We start from the raw sequence: 22,823 nt of genomic DNA on the forward strand, positions 1-22,823 counted from the left end.
CTAATTCATTGATAATGTTGTTGTGTTGTCATTACCAGTTATGTTAAAAAAAATTATTTTTATTTTTTTATGACTCTTTAATTATTTTTGTAATACTACTCGATATTCAAAACGATCTCCTCTTGCAATATCTACAGTATACTCAATAATAGTACTGTTCTCAAATGTGTACCTTTCAATCATCATACTTGGAATCTTTACATCCGCTTTTAACATTTTAGCTTCATGATTTTTCATATGAACAGGTCTAAATGTTTCCTCGGCCTTAGTAAAATGTACTCCATACATCTTCTTAAATACATCATACATAGAATTTGCTTCTAAATGTTCCTTTGTAAGTCCAGGAAATCTTTTAACAGGTAAATATGTTGTTTCATACATCATAGGATTATCATCTGCAAGCCTCAATCTTACTACTTTGTATACATCATCCTCACTATTGCACTTTAGCTTTTCAGCAATACTTTCAGAAGTTTTAACAACTTCAAAACTCATAACAATAGACTTTGGTACTTTACCTATCTTCTTCATTTCTTCAGTAAAACTATAAAACTTAAGTAAATCTTGTTTTACAGCTTGAGATGAAACAAAAGTTCCTTTTCCATGTTCCCTATAAACATAACCATTGTTCTCTAATTCTTGCATAGTCTGTCTTACTGTAGAACGGCTAATATCATATTGTTCGCATAGCTCTCTTTCTGAAGGAAGTTTATCATGTTCTTGCAAAATTCCAAGTTCGATTTTTTCAAGTATTACATTCATTAGTTGATAATACAAAGGTACACAACTTTTTTTGTTTACTTCCAACATTTTCATCCAACCTTCTTGTTATCTTATCATGTTGTACATACCACTTAATTTAAAGTCTATCACATTATAATTTTGTTGTCAATTACTGTTTTTCATTTTTATGGATAAAATGGTTTTACTTTTATGTGAATTTATGTTAATATACTTTCAAGATTTATTTTTCACTTCAAGCCTTAAATATCTAAGTACTGCCACTTCATTAAGCATATTAAGGAGTGATCCCTTTGAATAAAAAAGAAAAAAAAGTTTTCAGTTTTAAAAAAGATGAATTAATCCTAAGAGACCTTTTAGCAACAGATAGAACTATTCTTGCAAACGAAAGAACATTTCTATCTTATCTTAGAACCTTCTTAAGTTTAATTGTTGCTGGATGTACCTTAGTTAAAGTTCCTAAAAGCACAGTTCTACACATTGTAGGATGTATATTTATAATTTTAGGAACTATTATAGGCATACATGGAGTAAAAACATTTATTAAAATTAGTAAAAATTTAAAGCATATAAAATATATTTCTGATGAATATAAAATACAATAAATCCAATATGTAAGGTGTTGAAAATACTATGAAATCATTGTCTATGCTAATTAAACCTGCATCTAGTAATTGTAATTTAAGATGCACTTACTGCTTTTACTATGATATTTGTAATAATAGAGAAATTAAATCTTTTGGAATGATGAAACTTAATCTATTGGAAACTATAGTAAAAAGGGCTTTTAATGAAGCAGAACAAAACTGTACCTTTGCTTTTCAAGGAGGAGAACCTACATTAGTAGGTATTGACTTTTATAGAGAGTTTATAAACTTTGTTAAAAAATATAATACACGTAATATAAACGTTTTCTATAGCATTCAAACTAATGGAACAACTATAAATGAAGATTGGGCAAAGTTTTTTAAAGAAAATAACTTTTTAGTTGGAATTTCTTTAGATGGAACAAAAGAAATTCATGATAAATACAGATTAGATGCAAATAAAAAAGGATCTTTTAATAAAATAATGACTAATATAAAAATCTTAAATAGATATAAGGTTGAATATAATATACTTACTGTTGTAAATAAAAACACCTCAAGACATATAGATAAAATTTATAAGTTTTTCAAAAAACAAGATTTTAGATTTCTTCAATTTATTCCTTGTCTTGACCCAATAAATGATCCTCGAGAAAGTCATCCATATTCACTTAATCCTAAAGATTATGAAACATTTTTAAATAAATTATTTGATTTATGGTTTAAAGATTTTTTAGATGGTAGATTTGTAAGCATACGATATTTTGATGATTTATTATCAATACTTTTAGGAAACAATCCTAAATCTTGTTGTATGAATGGTTTTTGCTCTTGTGAATTCGTAATAGAAAGTGATGGAAGTGTTTATCCTTGTGATTTTTATGTACTCGATGAATATAAAATAGGTTATATTGAAGAAAAAACTTTTTCTGAACTCTTTAATTCAAATGTAACTAAAAATTTTATAGATTCATCTTTAAATCATGATGTGAAATGTAAAAATTGCAACTGGTATCCATTATGTAGAAGTGGATGTAGAAGAAATAAAGAACCTAATTTTCCAAATGGAACTAATGATAATATATTTTGTGAATCTTTTAAAAGTTTCTTTGAAAAAAACATTTCTAAATTAACGTATGTGGCCAAAACGCTAGCTTATAGACAACACTAAAAATATTGATTACATTTTATAAAAAATGCTACTGATAAATTAAATATCAGTAGCATTTTGTGGTTTCATCCTTATGCAAGTTAAATTATTTTTTTAAATTATCTATTATACTATCTGTAATTTCATTACCTGCTAACTTATATGCATAAAGAGCTGAGCCAACACCAGGAGCTAAAATTGGATTTTTTATGTCACAATTTATATTCTTTAATTTTTCTTTAAGGGGATTTAAAACATTATCTCCTGCTTTAAAAACTCCACCACTATATGAAATTACTATCTTATTTTTATAATTTAGTTTATCCATTACTGCTTTTATCATTAAATAAAATTCCTCTGCTGCCTCTTTATAAATTTGTATAGCTTTTTCATCTCCAAGTTCAGCAGCCTCACCAACAAGCATAGCTATCTTTGCAACTTCTGTTCTAGAAAATTTATATTTATCATGTATTAAAGTTATCAAATCAAAATCTTTCTTTAAATCTAATTTTTTCTTAAATACATTGTACAATTGTCCTTTTTTAAGTCTTCCATCTGATTGTTTTGTAAAAACTTCAATTCCCTTTTTAGCAATCCAATGTGCAGAGCCTTCATCCCCACAAAAATAACCCCATCCACCAGATCTTTCAGATTCTCCTTTTTCATTTACTCCATATGCTATACTTCCTGTGCCTGCAACTAAATTAATTCCTTCTTTGCATGCAAGACTTCCTGCCCATCCAGCTACAACATCATTACCTATAGTAAACCTATCATTTTTAAATATTCTTTTTAAAATTTCTTCTATAGATTTATCATCCTTCTCGACTTCTCCATATCCCGGAATACCTAGAAACGTATACTCTATATCTATACTACATATTCTTACAATATTTAAAATATCTTTAAGCCCTTCTTTTATAACTCTTTCAAATCCATCTAATCCTACTTGCATATGATGACATGTGCTTTTTTCTATTTCAGCCAATATATTACCTTTATTATTAATTAAAACGAATGCAGTTTTTGTGCCGCCTCCATCTATTCCTAAATAATACATAACTCCTCCTTATATCACAATTAATCATTATTTAGTTTTCTATCACAACTAAATATAAAATCTGAATCATATCTCTTAAAAGTTGCCTCATCTTTTCCCCAAAGTCCAGCAAGCCCAGCTTGACCACCTCCAAATACAGGTAGCTTAGCTCCATCTATTTCTGGATTTACATATTGTATAAACCATCTTTTAAGTCTATATCTTAATTCTTTTACAATATCCTTCTTATCCTCATCATCTATAAGATTAATTTTTTCATCTGGATCATTAACTAAATCATATAATTCGTGAGGACCTGCTGGATATCTATGAACATACTTCCACTCTTTAGTCCTAATCATTCTTGCAGGACCATATTCATCATATATAACTACTTCATTATCATCTCTTTCTAACTTTTCTCCTCTTAATAATGAAGCAAAACTTCTTCCTGGTAATTTTACCCCTTCATCAATTTCATCTTCTATGCCTAGATATTCCATTAAAGTTGGTCTAATATCATAATGACTAAGTAAATCAGTTGAAACTTGTGGCTTAATATCTCCTATTTTAGTAATAAAACAAGGAATTTTTACAGAAGTATCAAACATATTAACAGGGCTTGTTCCATTTCCTTTTCCGAATATTCCATGATGACCCATATTCATTCCATTATCACTAGTAAATATAATCAATGTATTTTCTAATACTCCCATTTCTTTAAGCTTGTCTATAACTCTTTTTATATTATTATCCACAGAAGTTAATGCAGCAAAATATCCTCTTAAAACTTCTCTTCTCTCATCTTCTGTTTTGGGAAATATATAGTCTATACTCCAATCATTTTTACCATCCTTAGGACAAGATTTAAACTCACAGTCTTTATATAAATCTAGTAACTCCTTTGGATGATTTTCTGGACTCCATGGTGCATGAGGTGCTGTATAATTTAAACTTAAATAAAATGGATTATCACTATCTCTTTGTTTCTCTATAAATTCTAATCCATAATCAGTCATAACGTCTGTTACATATCTTTCTTCGTGTATAAGTGTTCCATCTTTATACATTGGCGCTCCATAATAAGGTCCACCCCCTTTTTGATGTGAATACCAATACTTAAATCCATTTTGTGGTTTATCTGCAACCCCTAAGTGCCATTTACCACTCATAGCACACTCATAACCATTCTTAGCCAATATATCTACAAATGTTGATTGCCCTTTTAAATATTCTTCGGTAGTATATCCATTATTCCATTCATCAAGCCAATCATGAATACCGTGTTGCGATGGTATTCGTCCTGTATAAATAGATGCCCTAGCTGGAGAACATACTGGAGATACACAAAAGAAGTTTTCAAATCTTATACCATTATTTGCAAGACTGTCTAAAGTAGGTGTTATAGCATCGTGATTTCCATAGCATCCCATAGACCAATATCCTTGATCATCAGTAATAATAGAAATTACATTAATCTTGTTGTTATTCATACCTATACACTCCAATCTATTAATTATTTCTTCTATTAATTATTTCTTGATGATATTGTTCCAAGCATTTTTCTTAAATCTTGATATCCTTTTACTCCTACAATTAATGTTGTAAATACATACCATATCAATGCTACAGCTGTTAATATAGTCCAAAACATTCTCATTTTATATGGCCTCCTTAACAGAAGTATTTTTGGGATTACTTGGTGCTAATTTATTCTTTAATACTGATCCTACAATCATTCCTATCCATGCACATACAAATCCAGCTATTCCTGAAATATATGGTCCAATAGATTCTGCTAAAGCTGTAGTTGCTGGTACTTGTTGCAATACTAAAAATGCTACTGGACAAATTGCCCCACATATTATAGCCGCATAAGCTCCCCAACTATTTGCTTTTTTCCAATAACAAGCCGCTATTAAAAGTGTAGATACACTTACCGAATATATTGTTGCAGTTAAAGTCATGTATACCCATAAATCAGATTTTAATGGATACCATAGACCATATATTAATAAGAAAATTCCTATTGCTGCTACAAGCACTCTATTAACTAATATAGCTTTTTTCTGTTCCCAAGAATTTTTGTGAATTAAAACCAATATATCGTTATAAATTACACTTGCCCATCCAAGTAAATATGATGAATCAGTAGACATGTCTGCAGCAAGCATAGCTGCTAATAAAATTCCAATTAATCCTGTTGGTAATACTTTCGCAAGCATTTTAGGCATAGCATGTAATGGATTACCTGCAAGCTCACTTGGAGATAATACTACAAGTGCTGAAATACCCCATACCACTGGTATAATTGAACGTGCTACATAGAAGAAACTTGTTCTTGTATACATTTTTTGTGCTACTTTAGTGCTTTTAGCTGAAAGTACACGTGACACCATTGTTTGCCAAGTTAGAACTGTAGCTGAAACTGATAGAAGTGTATATAATACATATTTCCATCCCAGACCTTCATTTACAAATGGATTAAAGGCTCCAGCCCCATTATGTGCATAAGCTGCATTTATTATATTACCCCAGCCCACTTTGAAAATAATTGTTATAGTAACTATAATTAGTCCAATACTCATTAATATAAATTGCATATAATCTGTTACAATAACAGATAACATTCCACCTAAAACTGTATATACTGCTACTACAAGCAATAATATTGTCATAGTTATTTCTAAATACTTAGGATTTAACCCCACCGTATAAACTAAAAATTCTCCACCAGTTCTCAAAAATACTCCCATATTTAAAAGTCCTCCAAGAACTATTACAACTCCACTTGCCCACCTAACTCTTGAGCCAAATTTCTTTTCAAAGAATTCCGGTATTGTAACAACACCTGCATTTCTTAATGGATTTATACAAAACCCTGTTTTACCTACAATAACCATTACAGTTGCAAACAATATACCTACTAAAGCTCCTGAAAATCCATATTTAACACCCAATTGAGATGCTGACATGCATGTTATTATTCCAAATTCAGTTGCTGCTAAAGATGCCATTCCTGCATATAAGTCAACTTCCCTGCCCGCCAATAAATAATCATCAACGTTATTTACATATTTTCGTATTAATAATCCTACAATCAATGTAATAAGGATATATCCTCCAACAATGGTACCATCAATTTTCCACAAAAAATTTGTTGCCATGCATTTTTCCCCTTTCTAAAAATAATAACTTTAAATAACTTAAAATTTTATTAGTTAATATCACACCCCTTATTTAGTTTTTAAACCCCAGTAAACCTTTACACTAATATTGCCATTGAAAATTTAGTAATGACATCATTACAAGTCAAGCTATATTTAAATGGTGATAATATTGATACAGACAATACATAATTTTATATTTCGCTCAATGTTATAATGTTGTCATTACCAGTTCATTTAAAAATAAAATGATTATTAATTAATCATTTATTTAACAAGTTATATAGGGTTACTTATAATGTTGTTATTACCACATTGTAAGTAACCTTATTGCTACATATTTTTATACTTATATATTAAATCTAATTGTCTAACTTGTCAAATATTTTTTTACAATTATGTAATTATTATTATTTTTGTTATTTATGCAAGGCTTACTCTAGGCATCCAAAGTGGCACTTTATCCATTTCTGCCCACATAAATTCCAATAGCATTCGTGATTTTAAACCAGAATAATTAGGATTATTCCATAGATTATTGAATTCATTTGGATCTTTTTCTAAATCGTATAATTCACCGTGCTCTCTATTATAATATACAGTTAGTTTGTATCTGTCATTTACTAAAGTTCTTAAATTAACAGTAGTTTCCGTATGTTGATTTTCACAAGTTACATAAGTTCTTAAAAAATCTTTTTCACCATTCCATACACTACTTTCATCTTTTCCTGCCATAGTCCTTGGTACTTCAATACCTACTTTACTTAAAAGTGTAGGAGTTAAATCCACAAGTGATTGAAGTGAATTATTAACTTTATTTGCTGGTATAACTCCTGGTTCTCTAACTATAAATGGTATTTTTATCATATCTTCATAATGAAATGGCCCTTTAGCTATAAGATTATGTTGTCCAAAGAAATGTCCATGATCACTTGTAAATACTACAATTGTATCTTCAGCCATTCCAAGTTCCTCTAACTTATCTAATATCTTTCCTATATAATGGTCCATCATGCTAATCATTCCATAATATATAGCTATATCCTTTTTTAATTCTTCCTTATCTTGCAGATGTGAATGACATCCATGCAACCAATTCTTATCCTTTGGCTCATAATACTGTGAAAAATCAGGATTCTCTTCTTGAGTCTTTTTTAGTATAGGTGACGTAGTTAAATGTTCTCCCCCTAAATAATGTGGCAATGTAATATCATCTGGATTATACATTGAAGCCCATGGTTCTGGTACAAAATATGGTGGATGTGGATCAAAGAAACTAGACCATAAGAAGAAGTTTTCATCATTTTCCTTATATTGCTCTAATAACGCATTTGTTCTTTCAGCAATCCAATTGTCATAATGGTATTTTTCTGGTATTTCCCACACTCTTTTTGCTTTTGGATCTAAATTTCCTATTGGAGGTTGAAAATAATCTTTCCAATTTTTAAGTCCATTATCCTCCATCCAAATAGCATAGTGTTGTCCAACTAAAAATTCTACTGTATGATTTCTAGTTAATTCTACATGTTCAAATCCATAAAATTCTTCATCAAACTTTCTCCAAAAATCTAAATCATGAAGAATTGGCATTGCCTCTAGAGATGGATATTTTTCATTTTGAAGATTATGTTGAAAATGAGCCTTTCCAACTAGTGCAGTTCTATAATCATTATCTTGCAGTATATTACCTATAGTTTGAGTATTTTCAGGCATCTTTGTTCCAAGTGACCATCCACCATGTTGACTTGGATAAAGTCCTGTTATCATAGTACATCTTGTTGGTGTACAAGTAGGGTTTGGACAATATGCTCTTGAAAATGTTGTGCCTTCTTTAACCAGTCTATCTAAATTAGGTGTTTTTATTTCCTTGTTAAAAGCCCCTATAGTATTCCAATGTTGCTGATCACTAGTAATTAAAAGTATATTTTTCTTTTTCATATTCTCACCTCATAATTATGTCATTTATATTTAAAAGGCCTATTTATTCAGCCATTTGTGAAACTTTATTTTTATTCTTTCTTATACAGCTACTAACAAATTTCTTGTGACATATTAAAGAAAATACTATACATACACACCAATAAATTAATGAATATATCTTAAACTTGCCAGTAGGATTTTTAGTTGCTATTCCTATTGGTGATAAAACACCATACATATATATTAATGAAAATGCTAGTAATAATCCTGTAAGTATAGAATATTTCCAGTAGTGTAAATCTACATTGGATTTGTTAACTTTGTTTGGAACATATGGTACACTTCTTTTAAACTTTAATGATAACGTTAACATTAGTAGCACATCAAATACAAATAATGCTCCCATTACATGAGTAAAGTTTAATTTAACTTTAAATACCCAAACTAATGAATAATATAAAATTATATGAGAATAAACAGTTATTCTTGCTGCTTTTCCTGATACATTTTTATTCAAGAACCCAATACATACAAGTGCTACTATAGGAATATTAAAGAATCCTGCGAATCTTCTTAGTATTAAAAATATTCCGTCTGTACCATATTGAAGTAATGGCGCTATAAACATAGATATTAAAGCTATTATTGTACTCACTATTTTAGCCATTTTAATCATTTCATCATCTGTAGCATTAGGCTTTATTTTAGGCTTATAAATATCTACACAAAATAATGTAGCTGCACTATTTACAAAAGAATTAAATGTACTTAATATAGCTCCTAAAATAGTTGCTGTAAAAAATCCTAAAAGACATTTCGGAAGCACTTTCGCAACTAACGCCGGATATGCAAAATCTGCTTTTGCAAGAGTATCTCCAAATACTATATAAGAAATAGTTCCTGGTAAATTTAATATAACAGGTAATAAAAGCAACATAATTCCTGCCATTAATATTCCTTTTTGACCAGCAGCTAAGTTTTTAGCAGCTAAAGATCTTTGAACTATAGCTTGATTTGTGCTCCAGTAAAAAAAGTTAACTATAAGTATTCCAGTGAATATTGTAGTCCATGGTGTTGATGATGTTGATGAACCAATTGCATTTAATTTCTCTGGATGCTGAGTTAAAATAATATTTAAACCGTTCATTATATGACCTTTTCCAATAAATAAAAGTCCAAATATAGGTATAAGTAGTCCTCCTATAAATAACCCAATACCATTTAATGTATCTGATACAGCAACAGCCTTTAATCCACCGAAAATTGCGTAAATTCCCCCAATTATACCTGTAATCCAAACTATAAGCCATAAGGATGCTGAAAAACTTAAATGAAACATCTCAGATACATTAAATATCTTTGTAAAAGCTATGGCCCCTGAGTACAATGAACCTGGAATCATAACAAATGTGTACCCAACTAAAAATAGTACAGACATTAATCTTCTTGTTTTTTCATCATACCTTTCTTGAAAAAATTGAGGAATAGTTGTAAATCCACCTTTAAGGTACTTAGGCAAAAGATATACTGCTAAAATAATTAAAGGTATTATAGATGTTACCGTCCATGCCATTATAGAAAAATTTGATGCATAAGAATCACCATTAACCCCTACTAGTTGTTCTGTAGATAAACTAGTTAAAACCATAGAACTTGCAATAACAGTTGCTGATAATCCTCTTCCTGCTAAAAAATAACCTTTAGCTGTAGTATCACTACCTTTTGTTTTTACATAAGAAATAATCGCTACTAGAATTGTAAAAAATAAAAAAGAACTAACAGTTAAAAACATGATATTTTCTCCTCTCTCCACTATCATAAATATAAACATTAACCTAGGTTCTTCAACAACTTGTTCGTACAAGTTGTTGTAAAAAAATTTTTTTACAAATTATATTCAGTTTTAAGGAAACGTTTCTTATCACTTGTACGTACAAGTGATTTTAAAAAAAATACAACTTTCTAGAATATTGTATTATATATAAATTACTTTATTTTATAAATTATGTCAATATAAATTATTCTTTATAATACAGTCTATACAATAATTTTTCTCTGTTTTTTCATATTTCCCTATTATTTTCTTTAAATTTCTAATAATTATTAGACTTTGTGCATTCAATAACAACATATATTAAATTTAATGAATTTAAATGATATAATAAAATTATTTATCAATATAGGGAGGACTTTTAATTATGTTAGATAAACAAAATAATACACCTTTGTATATTCAACTTTATAATATATTTAAAGAACTAATAGAATCTGGTAATCTTCAATCAGGATTTAAATTACCATCTGAAAATGAATTATCAGAACAATATGAAGTGAGTAGATCAACAGTACGTCAAACTCTTAGTGAGCTTGAAAGATATGGATATATTTATAAAGAGAGAGGAAAAGGAAGTTTTGTATCTGTACGTCCATTTTCTCAAAACTTAAGTAATTTATATAACTTTTCAGATGAAATAAAAAAATATGGCAAAATACCAAAATATAAATTAATAAGTTTAGATATAATCATTCCTAAAAAAAATATCTCTGAAACTATGAACTTAAATTCTCAAGATACGGTATATAAAATAGAAATAATCAGAAAAATTGAAGACGAACCAGTTTTATTTGAAACAACTTATTTGCCTACTAAAAGATTTAAAAAATTTGAAACTATAGACTTAAATAAAAAAGCACTATATGATATATTAAGATATGACTATAATGTGAATTTTTCAAAAGCTAAACAAACTTTTTATCCTGTACTAGCTAGTAATGTAGTAAAAAAATACTTAGACGCAAACATAAAAGAACCTTTAGCATGTATGAATGTAGAAAGAATTAGTTATGAAAATGAAAATATTGTTGAATACACTATAGCTTTAGTAAAAGGCGAAAAATTTAGATATTCTATAGACTTAAAAAATTAAATTTTTTTATGTTTTGAAATTAATAAAGCAGCTATTTCATCAGAATTAAAACAAATAACCTTATCAAAATCATTTGCTATTTCATCTACTATACATGAATTTTTAACCATAGCTATTGCATCATCTTCACAACATCTAAACTTCTGCACTAAAGAATTCACAATATATCTACTATATTCATTTTTTTCTTCTAATGATAATACCACAATATCCTCTCCTTATACTTATATGTTATATATAAATATATTTTATCTATTAAAACAAATAATTACAATTTATAATATAGCTATGTATACGTTATATATACTAAAAATCTTGCTTTTGTAACCTTTACATTAATTTTTACGAGTTTTTATAAAATTCTGACTAAACTGAATAATTTACATAGTTTTATTATAATTTAATATGTAATATAATTATTTTAGTTATATTAATAAAAACGATATAAAAATAATATTTTAAATTCTATGGGGGTATTTGATGTTTATTGATGTAATGAAAAAATATAGAGATAAATCACAGTATGATTTAAGTTGTTCTGAAAGTATGATTTATGCTGCAAATGAAGCATACAATTTAAATTTAGACACCAAAACACTAAAAGCTTTAGCACCTTTTAGCGGTGGTATGTGGACTGGCACTACATGTGGGGCAATTTCTGGTTCCCTGGCTGTTTTAGGTATAATGTTTACTGATAAAACAGCACACAACAGCGCTCATTTAAAAAGTCTAGTTATAGAGTTCCAAGACAAATTTCAAAAAAAGCTAAAAAGTCAAAGTTGTAATGAACTTAAACCTATGTATAGAACAGAAGAAGAAGGATGTAATTCTATAATCTTTGCTGCTGGTGAAGTTTTAGATGAAATAGTATCTAGGGAGCTAAAATAAAAATTCTGCTGATATATCTTATCAGCAGAATTTTTATTTTATATTAAACTTCTTTTACTCTGTGTTTAGTAACCTTAATTCCATAAGCCTTTTCTTTGTATCTTTCTTTATATCTTTCTAAATGCTTATCTGAACTTCTAACTTTTCTATTAACATATACTTCACTTGTTTTAAGTTCTTTTCTAAATGCAATCATTGTAAGCATCATTATTACTCCAAAAGGTAATGCCATAAGTATAGAGGCATTTTGAACCATTTGTAGTCCTCCTGCAAATAATAATACTATTGTTAATGAAGATTGAATAACTCCAAGTATTATTTTTCTTACATTTGAAGGATTATTATCTCCATTAGATGCAATAACAGCTAGTACATAGGTAGCTGAATCGGCACTTGTTACAAAGAATGTGAAAAGTAATATAACAGCTAAAATTGAAATTCCAAATCCCATAGGATACTCATTAAATATAACGAAAAATGCTGTTTCTATCTTTTGAATAGCTAGGCTTGCAACAGTTGTAGGCACATTCATTCCCATTGTTCCAAAGACAGTAAACCATATAAGACAGAACCCTGCTGGTACACATAATACTCCTGCTATAAATTCTTTTATAGTTCTTCCTTTTGAAACTCTAGCTATGAATATAGCAACAAATGGAGCCCAAGCAATCCACCAACCCCAGTAAAATAATGTCCATTGTTTATACCAAGGTCCATTTAAGAATATATTATTATTTTCACCTACTAAAGCAACAAAGTAATTAACCATACCACTTCCAAGGTTCATAACCATTTCTTTAAAAGGTCCTACTATCATTGCTGCTAGTAAAAGCATAACTGCAAAAAACATATTTAAATTTGATAGATACTTTATCCCCTTCTTAACTCCAGTACACGCTGATATTAAGAAAAGGACTGTTATAATAGCTATAATTGTTATTTGAACTACCTTTGTTTCTGGTATTCCAAATAAATAATTAAGTCCACTATTTATTTGAAGAGTTCCCATTCCAAGAGAAGTTACAATTCCTGATATAGTTGCAAAAATAGTTAAAATGTCTACTACCTTTCCTATAGTTCCCCTAGCTCTTTCTTCACCTATTAATGGTATTAAAAGACTACTTATAAGAGCTGGTTTTTTACGTCTAAAATGCATATAAGCAATAGCTAGTGCTAAAACTGAGTAACATGCCCATGCAGAAATCCCCCAATGTAAAAAGGATTTTTTAAAAGCAAATATCTTAGCATCCTCGGTGCCTCCTGTCATTCCAAGAGGATTTAAATAATGCATTAAAGGTTCTGAAACTCCCCAAAATACAAGTCCTATTCCAATACCTGCACTAAAGAGCATAGCAAACCAACTTATATTTGAAAACTCAGGCTTTGAATCATCATCACCTAATTTTATATTTCTAAATTTACTAAAGAAAAGCCATATACAGAAAACAAAGAAACTCACCATGAGCCCAGAGTAAAACCAAGATAGATTATCGGAAATCCAATCTAAAGCACTATTCACAATATCATTAAATCCTTGTTGAAAAAATAATGCCCAAATGAATATACATGCAGATATTAATATACTACTTTTAAAAATAAAATTATCTTTTTTTGTTTTCATAAACTCCCCCCATTTGACTACCTTTGTTTTTTTTAAAGTTGTTACAATTTCGATTTAAAAAGACAACTTTTATACATTTTAAAGTTGTCACTATAACAACTTAATAATAACATATAAGTTGTCAAAAATCAAATAACCTATTTTCGTTTTACATTTGTTTAATACAGTGTTAAAATCATATGTGGCAAAGGAGTGTATTTAAAAATGGCAAGAAGGTCTAAAACACCTAATTATATAAAAATTGCAGTTGATATAGCATCTCGAATAGTTAGTAATGAATTTTTAGAGGGAACTAAAATAACAGGTAGAACTACTTTAGTTAGTATATACAAGGTATCTCCTGAAACTATAAGACGATCAATAGCACTTTTAAAGGATATGGACGTAGTAAACGTCAATGACAAAAGCGGAATAATAATAAATAGCAGAAAAAATGCTAAAACTTTTATAGATAAATTTAAAACCCAATCTGATTTTTCATCTATTAACAATGAAACTTACGAACTATTAAAGCAAAAAAAATTAATTGACGAAAAAATCGAACACAATATAAAATCCATAGTAGAATTTGCAACTCAACTTAAAAATGTTGAAAATATTATTCACTTTGAAAGCATTGTTGAAGAAGGAAGTATTGCTGTTGGAAAAAGTATTGGCGAACTTAATTTTTGGCACAATACTAAAGCAACAATAATAGGAATTAAAAGAGATAATGAAATTTTTGTCTCTCCTGGCCCTTATTTTACTATTCAAGTAAATGATATTTTAGTTTATGTAGGTCAAGATGAAGTTTTAGATAACATAAACAATTACATAAAAAAACCTTGCAAAAAGTAAAAAAATATCTACTTTCTAATTTAATTTAGAAGTAGATATTTTTATTTTTTATATTATTATATAATTTGTTTTACTTATATTTCTTAGTTATATTGTCACTTTTAATTTTTTAACTAATCTAACTCCTAGTATTCCTCCTAAAGTTAGTGAAGGTAAGAATACCCATCCTGATAATGACATATTACAAATACCTGAATATAATGCTCCAACGTTACATCCTAAAGCTATTCTTGCACCATATCCCATAAGTAATCCACCAAGCGCATAATAAATAACGTCTCTAAGCTTAAAGTGTCTATTAAACTTATAGTGTCCAGCTAATAATGGGCATAATAATGCACCTATTAATATTCCTGCATTTCTCATAGAACCTGGATCATTAAAGAATCCTCCACGTATTCCATCCATTCTTGATGCAAACCATGGCCAATTAGACACATCTATAATTCCTAATCCTTGATAAAACCAAGCTGCCCAATCTGCAAATACAGCTGTTACACCCCAGCTTGTACCTGTTGTAACTAATATTGTTACAAACATTAACATAATACATACTGCCCCAGTATAAAACGACCATCTTTTTACAAAGAATTTATGATAAGTTTCCTTACTAAAGAATTTGTATTCCTTAGATTCTGGCATTTCTTCTTCCCACTTTTCATATTGTTCAAGGGCAAGAGTGTTTTCTCTTCTTCTTTTATCTTGATACTTACTAGCTATTATATAAATTATTAAAAATCCTAATAATGAAATTGCTATTGTTCCCATATAACCAAAAACATCTGGTAAATATAATTGTTTATGAATTCTAAAGAATATACTTTCTTTCCACCAAGGCATATCATGGGCACCCCATAACGCTCCTGTACAGAAGAAAAATAATACTATAAGTCCTCTTCCTTGTCCTTCTCCTGCATCTGTTAATGTTCCTGATGCACATCCACCACCAAACATCATACCTATACCAAATAGTATTCCTCCAAGTATAGTTGCTAAGTTAGCTGGTTCAACATAATCAGAACCTGGTATTACAGGTGCATTTGTTCCTGCAACCTTATAAAACACCTCAGCTCCATTAACATATGCTCCATAATGAATTGCTGCTGTAACTATTAAAGTAATTGAAAATAAGAACATTAAAGCTTTTGTTAATGTGCCATCACCTGTTAGATATAGTTTTCTTATACCTCCTGCAAATCCAAATCTTGATCTTTGCATAACATAACCTATTGTTAATCCAATTATCAAATGTAATGCTAATTTATAATCCTTTGTATATTGAATACCCGCAAATAAAATAAGAAGTGCTAAAAGTGCAAATCCAATAAATATTTGTTTTTTCTTCATATATTTACTCCCTTCTTTTGATTTTTAAACTACAAGGAGCTAAGCTCCCTGTAGATATTTATTATTATAGGAAATTATAATCTGTAACTATTTTTTCTCTACCTGTTGTTTGGTCATTGAAATATTCGTAGAAAGAAATCCCCATAAATCCACCTGATACATTGTATACATTAGTAAATCCTAAATGTTGTAATGCCATTACCGCATTGTAGCTTCTTTGTGCACTTCTGCAATGTAAGTATACCGGTTTATCCTTTGGAATTTCATTTACTCTTTCTCTTAACTCACTAAGAGGAATATTTAAAGCTCCCTTTATATGGCTTAATTCATATTCATCCTTTTCTCTTACATCAATTATGAAAGCTCCACTTTGTACTAAGTCTCTCACATCACTTTCGGAAACTTGTTTAAATGCTCCACGAAGTAAGTTTGAGCCTACATATCCTGCAAAATTAACTACATCTTTAGCAGTTCCAAATGGTGGTGCATAGCATAATTCTAAATCTCTTAAATCATCTATTTTTGCATTAAATTTAATAGCTGTAGCAATTATATCTACTCTCTTATCTACATTTCCTCTTCCTATTGCTTGAGCTCCTAAAATTTTTCCTGTTGGAATTTCGAAAAGTAATTTAAAGTGAAGTGGCTCACATCCTGGCATTAAACCAACCTTATCTCCTGGTATTACTTTTACAACTTCATAATTAATATCTAAATTAAGTGCTTTTATCATTCCTTCAGTAAGACCAGTTGATGCTCCATTATAATCAAAACATTTAATTACTGATGAACCAATGTAACCAGTATTTTTAACAAGCATTCCATGCATATGGTCCGCAGCTTCTCTAGCTTGTTTTTGAGCAGGTCCTGCAAGTGGCAACTTCATCATCTTGCCAGTTAATGCATTATAAACTTCAATAGCATCTCCAACAGCATAAATATCTGAATTGCTAGTTCTATAATTTTGATCTACTTTTATTGCTCCTGTAACCCCAAGTTCAAGACCAGCTTTAACTGCAAGTTCAGTTTCAGGAGTAACTCCTATTGCCATAACAACAGCTCCAGCTTCTACTTTTTTCCCTGATTCTAATACAACAGTATCTTTTTCAAATGAACTTACTTTGTCTCCAACAATTAAATTAACACCTTGATCATATAATTCTTTATGAAGAATTTGTACCATATCATAATCAAATATCTTCATAACTTGAGGCATAGCTTCAATTAAAGTTACATTATATCCAGCTTCCTTTAAGTTTTCAGCAACTTCTATTCCTATAAATCCTCCACCAATTACTGATACATTTTTTGTTTCCATTGCCTTTACAAAATTATTTAGCTTGTCTATATCAACAACATTTCTCACTGTAAATACATTTACATCTTCAATACCTTTAATATTTGGAACAATTGGTTTTGCTCCTGGAGATAACATTAACTTATCATAGCTTTCCTTATACTCTTCTCCAGTTAATACATTTTTAACAGTTACTTCTTTATTATCCTTATCAATAGCTATAACTTCATTGTTTACTCTTGCTTCTATGTTGTACTGTGCTAAAAACTTTTCTGGACTCATAAGAACCAAATTTTGTGCTTCTTCTACTACACCACTTAAATGATATGGTAGACAACAATTTGAAAATGACACATGAGGTCCTCTTTCAAACATTATTATTTGATCCTCTTCGCTAAGTCTTCTTAATCTTGCCGCTGTAGATGCTCCACCTGCAACTCCACCTATAATTAAAAATTTTCTACTCATTATCTATACCTCCTGTTTTTATATTAAATTTATCTATATGCTTTGATACAAATATGACCATGGCTAAAATATTTATAGATGCAACTATGAACATTAAAAGATCAGATGCATCAAAAATAACATCAAAATTTGCAATACTTAAAATTCCTGATAGTGTTATTAAACTTAAATAGAATAAAATTCTCTTATTTTCACTTGCGTTTATTGTTATATTAAGAAAATGGAATGAACCAAGCACTGTTGTAAGTCCAGATAATATAAAGAAAATCATAATAATTCCCTCTCCTAAATATCCAGTTACAGTAATTATGCTACTTAAATAACCTGATATTCTATGAAATCCATCTCCCGTTAGAGTTATCCCTAAATTATATCTTCCATACATGAAAACATAAGAGGTTATTACAACCGCTATAAATGTTGTGATTATAGTTGATAACATCTGTATAAAAGCTTCACGTCTTGGAGAATTTTCAGCATCAGAACTTGCAAGTGCACTGGTTCCAAGTCCGGTTTCACTTATTTGAATAATTCTCTGAAGTCCTATTATGAGACCTATAGGAATTCCTATAGATGCCGATTTAAAATTAATGAAATCTTTCCAAATTTCTGAAAAATAATTAGGTATAAAGCTTCTAGTTGAAAACACAAATGATATAAAAAATATTCCATAAAGTAAAATTATTATTGATACTAATGAGCCTAATGTATTTATAAAAATCTTATGACTTTTGGTTATTACTATAATTGAAACCACCAAAAGAATTGGCAAAACTATAAATAAAAGTCTCCCATTTTGAGTAAATTCATAATTGAAATTTTGTTTAGAAAATATATTTATAACACTTTGTATTCCTGTCATTTGAAATCCCACAAATCCAAAGGAATATAATATTACTAAACAAATAGCATACATAGCTCCTGCCTTTTTTCCAACATATTTGTCTATAAACTTTCTTGGATTCATTCTTGTTACTTGAGAAAACAAAACCTCTGAATATGTTAAAGGAACTAATAAAAACATCCCTATAAAAATCCATAGAACTATACTCTCTCCCCCAACACCATTATTAGATGTCTTCCACATTGCTGCTAAAACTCCAATTATAGCGCCAGTACCAATCTTTGAAGAAAGGGATATTGAAAGAGCACTTTTCATCTTAGATAATTTCCACTTTGTTTTATCCTTTTTACTTATGATCCCTCTAAACTTTATCATTTTATAATTAACGAATATTGATGCTAATATAATTAACGGTAAAAACAAATTCCATAAATATTTACTAACAAATGCGACTATGTTTCCTAGTATTTGAACTATATTATTACCTCCCAATTGACATTTTAATTGTTAAATTTCTCTCAATGTCATTATAATACACTGTAGGTCTTTTTTATAATAAAGAAGTGTTATGGTACATAACACTTCTTTATACCCCTGTATTTTTGTAACTTTAGATAGATTTTTTCAATACAATATTTTTTGTTATTATGCTTAAATCTATACCTTTCTTGTTATTTAACTGTAAATAATATTTATTTTTACTAACTATAGTGTTAAAATGTAAAGATATATAATTGTTATTTTTTATAATTTCAAGGATGTGAGAATGTGAATCTTGAATATCTTCAATCATTTTATATGACTGTAAAATGTAATAGCATTTCAAAAGCAGCTAAGGCTCTACATGTTACTCAACCTGGATTAAGTATGCAACTTCAAAACTTAGAAAAAGAACTAGGAGTAAGTTTACTAAACCGTAGTAATAAAGGCGTAGAACTGACTGAAGAAGGTAAAGTTGTCTTTGACTATGCAAATACAATGCTATCAATTCAGGGAAATATAGAAAGAGATTTAAAGAGTTTGCAAGAAGAACAACAACGATTAATTATAGGCTCTTGCAAAAGCGTAGGAGAATATGCCCTACCTTGTAGCATATACACCTTTAAAAAATTTAATAAAAAAGTTGATATAAATCTTGATGTATCAAATTCAAGTGAAGTAATAGAAAAATTACGTGATCATAGTATAAATATTGGTATCATTCAGTATGACCCATTAGATGAAACTCAAATAATAACCAAAACCATAATATCTGATGAACTAGTTTTAGTTGCAAATTTAGATAATACTCCTGAAGAAATTTCTTTAGATGAAGTAAAAAATCTACCTTTAATTTTGAGAGAAAAAAATTCTGGAACAAGATACTTATTAGAAAATGAATTAACAAAACATGATTTAAAAATAGAAGATTTAAATGTGATTTATTCTTTAAACTCACCTGAAGCTATTAAATCCTCTATTATGTCTGGAAAAGGATTTTCTTTCTTACCAAGACTTGTTGTTAAACAAGAATTAAAGGAAGGCACTTTAAAAACCATAAAAATAAAAGATTTTAAAGTAACTTTTGATTATTATATTGCTTTTAGAAAAAATTACTCTTTTACAGAATTTGAAAAAATGTTTGTAGACTTTATAATTTCTAGGAAAAGAGGTTTTTGTTAAAAAATAAGGAGGATTTGCGTCCTCCTATATTTGTTATATGTAATTATCACGTGAAAAACTTTATTAAAATCTTAGTTCCTACATAAGCTCCTAATATAACAAATATGCCAAAAATCCATGCATGTAGCGAAAAGGATGGTATTCCACTAAAGAAACTTCCTACAGTACATCCAAAGGCTATTCTTGTACCATATCCCATCATAATTCCACCAATAAGAGCCAGTATAAGTTGTCTTTTGCTTTTTATTTTCTTCCATTTAAATTGTGAGGCAAGCAATGTGGCAATTAATGCCCCTAAAATTACTCCTAAATTTAAAATAGTATATTTATTAAAAAACACATTATTATTTATAATTATAGAATCATAATAATATCTAAAATGACTAAAATATTGCCATCGTAAAGGCTGAAACCCAAACCACTGTAAAATACCTACAGCCCATAATAAAAAACCACTAGTTATCTGCCAACTAATGCCGCTTAATGCTAGTAAAACTACATTTAGTATTCCAAGAAGAATTCCACCTATCCAGTATGGCCATGGTCTTTTTAACGCTTTTTTAATAGACACCATACTCCCCCCTTAATGGTTACTCTGGCTTTTGAATGTAAATTTCCCACTCCCCATCTTCCACTTCTATTACACGTACTGGATAATGATTTTTTTCTCCCCATTCTTCAACACTTATTCCCACACAACTGTGATCAGAGTGTAAAATCAAAATATCACCTGCATCCATTGTTTTTAATTCTTTTACTGCTTTAATTAAAGGTACTGGACATGCCTCATATAAACAGTCAAGTTCTTTTACCGCCATAAAACTTCCTCCATGTATATACTAATATCTATTTTCATATAAATTTGCTACTTTATATAAAACAACCAAAACTATTTCTTGAATTATAGTTACAACTTTTAAATCCATATATTCTGGAAAATAAATAACCTTACCATAATTCATCACCCTTGTTTGCCAAAATGGAAAATCCTTTGCTCCAAGAATTGTACCAATTAAAAATCCTAAAAGCACAATCCATTGCAATAAATGCCCTTCACCTATTCTCATTAACACTCCAGAACTACATCCTCCAGCCAAAATCATACCTACTCCAAATAAAAAAGCTCCTATGGCTACATGTATTCCAGCCGGATCAACCGTTCCTGGAATTCTTTCGTATATCATAAAATTTTTATTAAGATATAAGTATTGAATTATAGCAAAACCAGGTGTACTTATCATCATTCCTAATAATACTGACCTTATAAGTTTTGTATTTCCAATTAAAAAAGGATCTCTAAAAGCACCTGCAAAACAAAATCTAGAGTATCTTATAGTAATTCCAATTAAAATTCCAATAAACCAACAAGCTATATATTCATGATTATTTTTCCACAAAACTAATCCCAAAATTATAGCTATTAAAATCAATAATATTGCATATATAATTTGATTATTTTTCTTTTTTTTATAATTAACTTTACGCTTATTTATTAACTTATCTATTTCATTTGGTATCATGACATCATCCTTTTGGATAAAAAATTTTATTTTAAACAATTATATAGTATAAACTTTTTTAAATCAATTACAGTAACAAATACCTTATTCAAAAAATAAAAAAAAACTTGATGTCAAGTTTCTCTAAATGTCTATTTTATTATATTTTGTATTATTCTAGCTTATATTTTATATCTATTTAAGGTAATTATTTATATTGTGCTACTAATTTTTCTGCTATAAATTCTGGATCAAAATTCATTACTGATTCAGGTTCATTTCCTAAGTTATTTTCATATTCTTCTATTACTCTTGATTTTGATACTAAATCTTTAGCCATTTCTCTTTCATAGTTAAATTTATTAACTAAAACCTCTACTACATAAACTTTAAATTGTTCTTTTTCTCTTAATGATAATGCCATTAACAACCACTCCTTTTTTTATTCTATATCTTATTTACAAGTATATTTTATCCTTAATTCCATTTACCAACAACTTATGTAAATGATAATGTATACGTTACATAACTTTCCAATCTCTTAATTGAAATGTTTACACAGTTATTATCATAATATTTCAACTTTTTTAATACATAATAATCTTTTTATTACTTATACTAATAGGACATACTTAATATATTTAAAGAGGTGGTTTTATTGTCATCAAATAATAAACTTAAAAAAACTCAAAATAATAAAAAAGAAGATGGACATTTTAAAAAAGTAAACAAAAAGCATGGCCCTGCTGAAAGTGCTAGAGATGTATTTGGTTGTCCTTCTGATTGCGAAAGATCTAGATAATAGTAAATAAAAGAGCATTTCTAGATT

Annotated in this window: 23 protein-coding genes; 7 read left to right on the forward strand and 16 right to left on the reverse strand. The window is 28.8% G+C overall.

Annotated elements, in window-relative coordinates:
- Positions 1 to 81: 81 nt before the first annotated feature.
- Positions 82 to 810 (reverse strand): GntR family transcriptional regulator, encoded by a 729-nt coding sequence (locus tag NT01CX_RS09115; RefSeq protein WP_039225893.1) that lies wholly within the window; start codon positions 808 to 810, stop codon positions 82 to 84.
- Between the two features lie 215 nt (positions 811 to 1,025).
- Between NT01CX_RS09115 and NT01CX_RS09120 the strand changes: the two genes are divergently transcribed.
- Positions 1,026 to 1,346 (forward strand): DUF202 domain-containing protein, encoded by a 321-nt coding sequence (locus tag NT01CX_RS09120; RefSeq protein ID WP_223316948.1) that lies wholly within the window; start codon positions 1,026 to 1,028, stop codon positions 1,344 to 1,346.
- 28 nt (positions 1,347 to 1,374) lie between these two features.
- Positions 1,375 to 2,499, forward strand: a complete 1,125-nt coding sequence (locus NT01CX_RS09125) for an anaerobic sulfatase maturase (protein ID WP_011722778.1) — start codon at positions 1,375 to 1,377, stop codon at positions 2,497 to 2,499.
- A gap of 85 nt (positions 2,500 to 2,584) precedes the next feature.
- Here NT01CX_RS09125 and NT01CX_RS09130 read toward each other — a convergent pair whose 3' ends face one another.
- The 6 genes from NT01CX_RS09130 to NT01CX_RS09150 all read right to left on the reverse strand — a co-directional run bounded on the left by NT01CX_RS09130 (position 2,585) and on the right by NT01CX_RS09150 (position 10,396).
- Positions 2,585 to 3,538 carry an N-acetylglucosamine kinase gene (locus tag NT01CX_RS09130; protein ID WP_011722779.1) on the reverse strand — a complete coding sequence of 318 codons (954 nt, stop codon included), beginning with the start codon at positions 3,536 to 3,538 and terminating at the stop codon, positions 2,585 to 2,587.
- A gap of 20 nt (positions 3,539 to 3,558) precedes the next feature.
- Entirely contained in the window at positions 3,559 to 5,010 is a 1,452-nt protein-coding gene (locus tag NT01CX_RS09135; RefSeq protein ID WP_011722780.1) for a sulfatase-like hydrolase/transferase, read from the reverse strand.
- A gap of 35 nt (positions 5,011 to 5,045) precedes the next feature.
- Positions 5,046 to 5,177, reverse strand: a complete 132-nt coding sequence (locus NT01CX_RS12545) for a hypothetical protein (RefSeq protein ID WP_011722781.1) — start codon at positions 5,175 to 5,177, stop codon at positions 5,046 to 5,048.
- A 1-nt stretch (position 5,178) separates the two neighbouring features.
- Positions 5,179 to 6,684: a sodium:solute symporter family protein gene (locus tag NT01CX_RS09140; RefSeq protein ID WP_011722782.1), complete on the reverse strand. Its 1,506-nt coding sequence runs from the start codon at positions 6,682 to 6,684 to the stop codon at positions 5,179 to 5,181.
- Between the two features lie 423 nt (positions 6,685 to 7,107).
- Positions 7,108 to 8,622 (reverse strand): sulfatase family protein, encoded by a 1,515-nt coding sequence (locus NT01CX_RS09145; RefSeq protein WP_011722783.1) that lies wholly within the window; start codon positions 8,620 to 8,622, stop codon positions 7,108 to 7,110.
- A 43-nt stretch (positions 8,623 to 8,665) separates the two neighbouring features.
- A complete protein-coding gene (locus tag NT01CX_RS09150) occupies positions 8,666 to 10,396 on the reverse strand; it encodes a solute:sodium symporter family transporter (RefSeq protein WP_011722784.1) in 1,731 nt (576 codons plus the stop codon).
- A 406-nt stretch (positions 10,397 to 10,802) separates the two neighbouring features.
- Here NT01CX_RS09150 and NT01CX_RS09155 point away from each other — a divergent pair, with 406 nt between their 5' ends.
- Positions 10,803 to 11,531 (forward strand): GntR family transcriptional regulator, encoded by a 729-nt coding sequence (locus NT01CX_RS09155; RefSeq protein WP_011722785.1) that lies wholly within the window; start codon positions 10,803 to 10,805, stop codon positions 11,529 to 11,531.
- Here NT01CX_RS09155 and NT01CX_RS09160 read toward each other — a convergent pair.
- A complete protein-coding gene (locus NT01CX_RS09160; RefSeq protein WP_011722786.1) occupies positions 11,528 to 11,737 on the reverse strand; it encodes a hypothetical protein in 210 nt (69 codons plus the stop codon). The genes NT01CX_RS09155 and NT01CX_RS09160 overlap by 4 nt on opposite strands.
- A 274-nt stretch (positions 11,738 to 12,011) precedes the next feature.
- On the opposite strand from NT01CX_RS09160, the gene NT01CX_RS09165 reads away from it, so the two are divergent.
- Positions 12,012 to 12,419 (forward strand): C-GCAxxG-C-C family (seleno)protein, encoded by a 408-nt coding sequence (locus NT01CX_RS09165; protein ID WP_011722787.1) that lies wholly within the window; start codon positions 12,012 to 12,014, stop codon positions 12,417 to 12,419.
- Positions 12,420 to 12,462: 43 nt separating this feature from the next.
- Here NT01CX_RS09165 and NT01CX_RS09170 read toward each other — a convergent pair whose 3' ends face one another.
- Positions 12,463 to 14,040: a BCCT family transporter gene (locus NT01CX_RS09170; RefSeq protein ID WP_011722788.1), complete on the reverse strand. Its 1,578-nt coding sequence runs from the start codon at positions 14,038 to 14,040 to the stop codon at positions 12,463 to 12,465.
- A 204-nt stretch (positions 14,041 to 14,244) separates the two neighbouring features.
- On the opposite strand from NT01CX_RS09170, the gene NT01CX_RS09175 reads away from it, so the two are divergent.
- Positions 14,245 to 14,877: a TrkA C-terminal domain-containing protein gene (locus NT01CX_RS09175; protein WP_011722789.1), complete on the forward strand. Its 633-nt coding sequence runs from the start codon at positions 14,245 to 14,247 to the stop codon at positions 14,875 to 14,877.
- An 87-nt stretch (positions 14,878 to 14,964) separates the two neighbouring features.
- On the opposite strand, the gene NT01CX_RS09180 is transcribed toward NT01CX_RS09175, so the two are convergent.
- From NT01CX_RS09180 to NT01CX_RS09190, 3 genes are all read right to left on the reverse strand, one after another.
- Positions 14,965 to 16,224 carry a YeeE/YedE family protein gene (locus tag NT01CX_RS09180; protein ID WP_011722790.1) on the reverse strand — a complete coding sequence of 420 codons (1,260 nt, stop codon included), beginning with the start codon at positions 16,222 to 16,224 and terminating at the stop codon, positions 14,965 to 14,967.
- Positions 16,225 to 16,288: 64 nt separating this feature from the next.
- Positions 16,289 to 17,989 (reverse strand): FAD-dependent oxidoreductase, encoded by a 1,701-nt coding sequence (locus tag NT01CX_RS09185; RefSeq protein ID WP_011722791.1) that lies wholly within the window; start codon positions 17,987 to 17,989, stop codon positions 16,289 to 16,291.
- Positions 17,982 to 19,325 (reverse strand): alanine:cation symporter family protein, encoded by a 1,344-nt coding sequence (locus NT01CX_RS09190; RefSeq protein ID WP_011722792.1) that lies wholly within the window; start codon positions 19,323 to 19,325, stop codon positions 17,982 to 17,984. Before NT01CX_RS09190 ends, NT01CX_RS09185 begins: the two co-directional genes overlap by 8 nt.
- 276 nt (positions 19,326 to 19,601) lie before the next feature.
- Between NT01CX_RS09190 and NT01CX_RS09195 the strand changes: the two genes are divergently transcribed.
- Positions 19,602 to 20,495 carry a LysR family transcriptional regulator gene (locus NT01CX_RS09195; RefSeq protein ID WP_011722793.1) on the forward strand — a complete coding sequence of 298 codons (894 nt, stop codon included), beginning with the start codon at positions 19,602 to 19,604 and terminating at the stop codon, positions 20,493 to 20,495.
- A gap of 46 nt (positions 20,496 to 20,541) precedes the next feature.
- On the opposite strand, the gene NT01CX_RS09200 is transcribed toward NT01CX_RS09195, so the two are convergent.
- The 4 genes from NT01CX_RS09200 to NT01CX_RS09215 form a co-directional block, all read right to left on the reverse strand.
- Positions 20,542 to 21,069 carry a YeeE/YedE thiosulfate transporter family protein gene (locus NT01CX_RS09200; protein WP_011722794.1) on the reverse strand — a complete coding sequence of 176 codons (528 nt, stop codon included), beginning with the start codon at positions 21,067 to 21,069 and terminating at the stop codon, positions 20,542 to 20,544.
- Between the two features lie 16 nt (positions 21,070 to 21,085).
- The gene (locus NT01CX_RS09205; protein WP_011722795.1) at positions 21,086 to 21,313 is read right to left on the reverse strand and encodes a sulfurtransferase TusA family protein; all 228 of its coding nucleotides are present in this window, start codon (positions 21,311 to 21,313) and stop codon (positions 21,086 to 21,088) included.
- 21 nt (positions 21,314 to 21,334) lie between these two features.
- Positions 21,335 to 22,012 (reverse strand): YeeE/YedE thiosulfate transporter family protein, encoded by a 678-nt coding sequence (locus NT01CX_RS09210; RefSeq protein ID WP_141640111.1) that lies wholly within the window; start codon positions 22,010 to 22,012, stop codon positions 21,335 to 21,337.
- Positions 22,013 to 22,202: 190 nt separating this feature from the next.
- The gene (locus NT01CX_RS09215) at positions 22,203 to 22,418 is read right to left on the reverse strand and encodes a hypothetical protein (RefSeq protein WP_011722797.1); all 216 of its coding nucleotides are present in this window, start codon (positions 22,416 to 22,418) and stop codon (positions 22,203 to 22,205) included.
- A gap of 225 nt (positions 22,419 to 22,643) precedes the next feature.
- Between NT01CX_RS09215 and NT01CX_RS12340 the strand changes: the two genes are divergently transcribed.
- Entirely contained in the window at positions 22,644 to 22,796 is a 153-nt protein-coding gene (locus NT01CX_RS12340; RefSeq protein WP_011722798.1) for a CPC_1213 family protein, read from the forward strand.
- The last annotated feature ends 27 nt before the right edge of the window (positions 22,797 to 22,823 follow it).

The sequence above is a fragment of the Clostridium novyi NT genome, from assembly GCF_000014125.1.
Taxonomy (GTDB): domain Bacteria; phylum Bacillota; class Clostridia; order Clostridiales; family Clostridiaceae; genus Clostridium_H; species Clostridium_H novyi.

Bases quoted from the DNA above. Each gene is read 5' to 3' on its own strand.
- NT01CX_RS09140 (WP_011722782.1), bottom strand. From the start codon at position 6,684: ATGGCAACAAATTTTTTGTGGAAAATTGATGGTACCATTGTTGGAGGA.
- NT01CX_RS09130 (WP_011722779.1), bottom strand. From the start codon at position 3,538: ATGTATTATTTAGGAATAGATGGAGGCGGCACAAAAACTGCATTCGTT.
- NT01CX_RS09180 (WP_011722790.1), bottom strand. From the start codon at position 16,224: ATGAAGAAAAAACAAATATTTATTGGATTTGCACTTTTAGCACTTCTT.
- NT01CX_RS09150 (WP_011722784.1), bottom strand. From the start codon at position 10,396: ATGTTTTTAACTGTTAGTTCTTTTTTATTTTTTACAATTCTAGTAGCG.
- NT01CX_RS09145 (WP_011722783.1), bottom strand. From the start codon at position 8,622: ATGAAAAAGAAAAATATACTTTTAATTACTAGTGATCAGCAACATTGG.
- NT01CX_RS09115 (WP_039225893.1), bottom strand. From the start codon at position 810: ATGTTGGAAGTAAACAAAAAAAGTTGTGTACCTTTGTATTATCAACTA.
- NT01CX_RS09165 (WP_011722787.1), top strand. From the start codon at position 12,012: ATGTTTATTGATGTAATGAAAAAATATAGAGATAAATCACAGTATGAT.
- NT01CX_RS09125 (WP_011722778.1), top strand. From the start codon at position 1,375: ATGAAATCATTGTCTATGCTAATTAAACCTGCATCTAGTAATTGTAAT.
- NT01CX_RS12545 (WP_011722781.1), bottom strand. From the start codon at position 5,177: ATGAGAATGTTTTGGACTATATTAACAGCTGTAGCATTGATATGGTAT.
- NT01CX_RS09205 (WP_011722795.1), bottom strand. From the start codon at position 21,313: ATGGCGGTAAAAGAACTTGACTGTTTATATGAGGCATGTCCAGTACCT.
- NT01CX_RS09170 (WP_011722788.1), bottom strand. From the start codon at position 14,040: ATGAAAACAAAAAAAGATAATTTTATTTTTAAAAGTAGTATATTAATA.
- NT01CX_RS09155 (WP_011722785.1), top strand. From the start codon at position 10,803: ATGTTAGATAAACAAAATAATACACCTTTGTATATTCAACTTTATAAT.
- NT01CX_RS09200 (WP_011722794.1), bottom strand. From the start codon at position 21,069: ATGGTGTCTATTAAAAAAGCGTTAAAAAGACCATGGCCATACTGGATA.
- NT01CX_RS09215 (WP_011722797.1), bottom strand. From the start codon at position 22,418: ATGGCATTATCATTAAGAGAAAAAGAACAATTTAAAGTTTATGTAGTA.
- NT01CX_RS09135 (WP_011722780.1), bottom strand. From the start codon at position 5,010: ATGAATAACAACAAGATTAATGTAATTTCTATTATTACTGATGATCAA.
- NT01CX_RS09175 (WP_011722789.1), top strand. From the start codon at position 14,245: ATGGCAAGAAGGTCTAAAACACCTAATTATATAAAAATTGCAGTTGAT.
- NT01CX_RS09185 (WP_011722791.1), bottom strand. From the start codon at position 17,989: ATGAGTAGAAAATTTTTAATTATAGGTGGAGTTGCAGGTGGAGCATCT.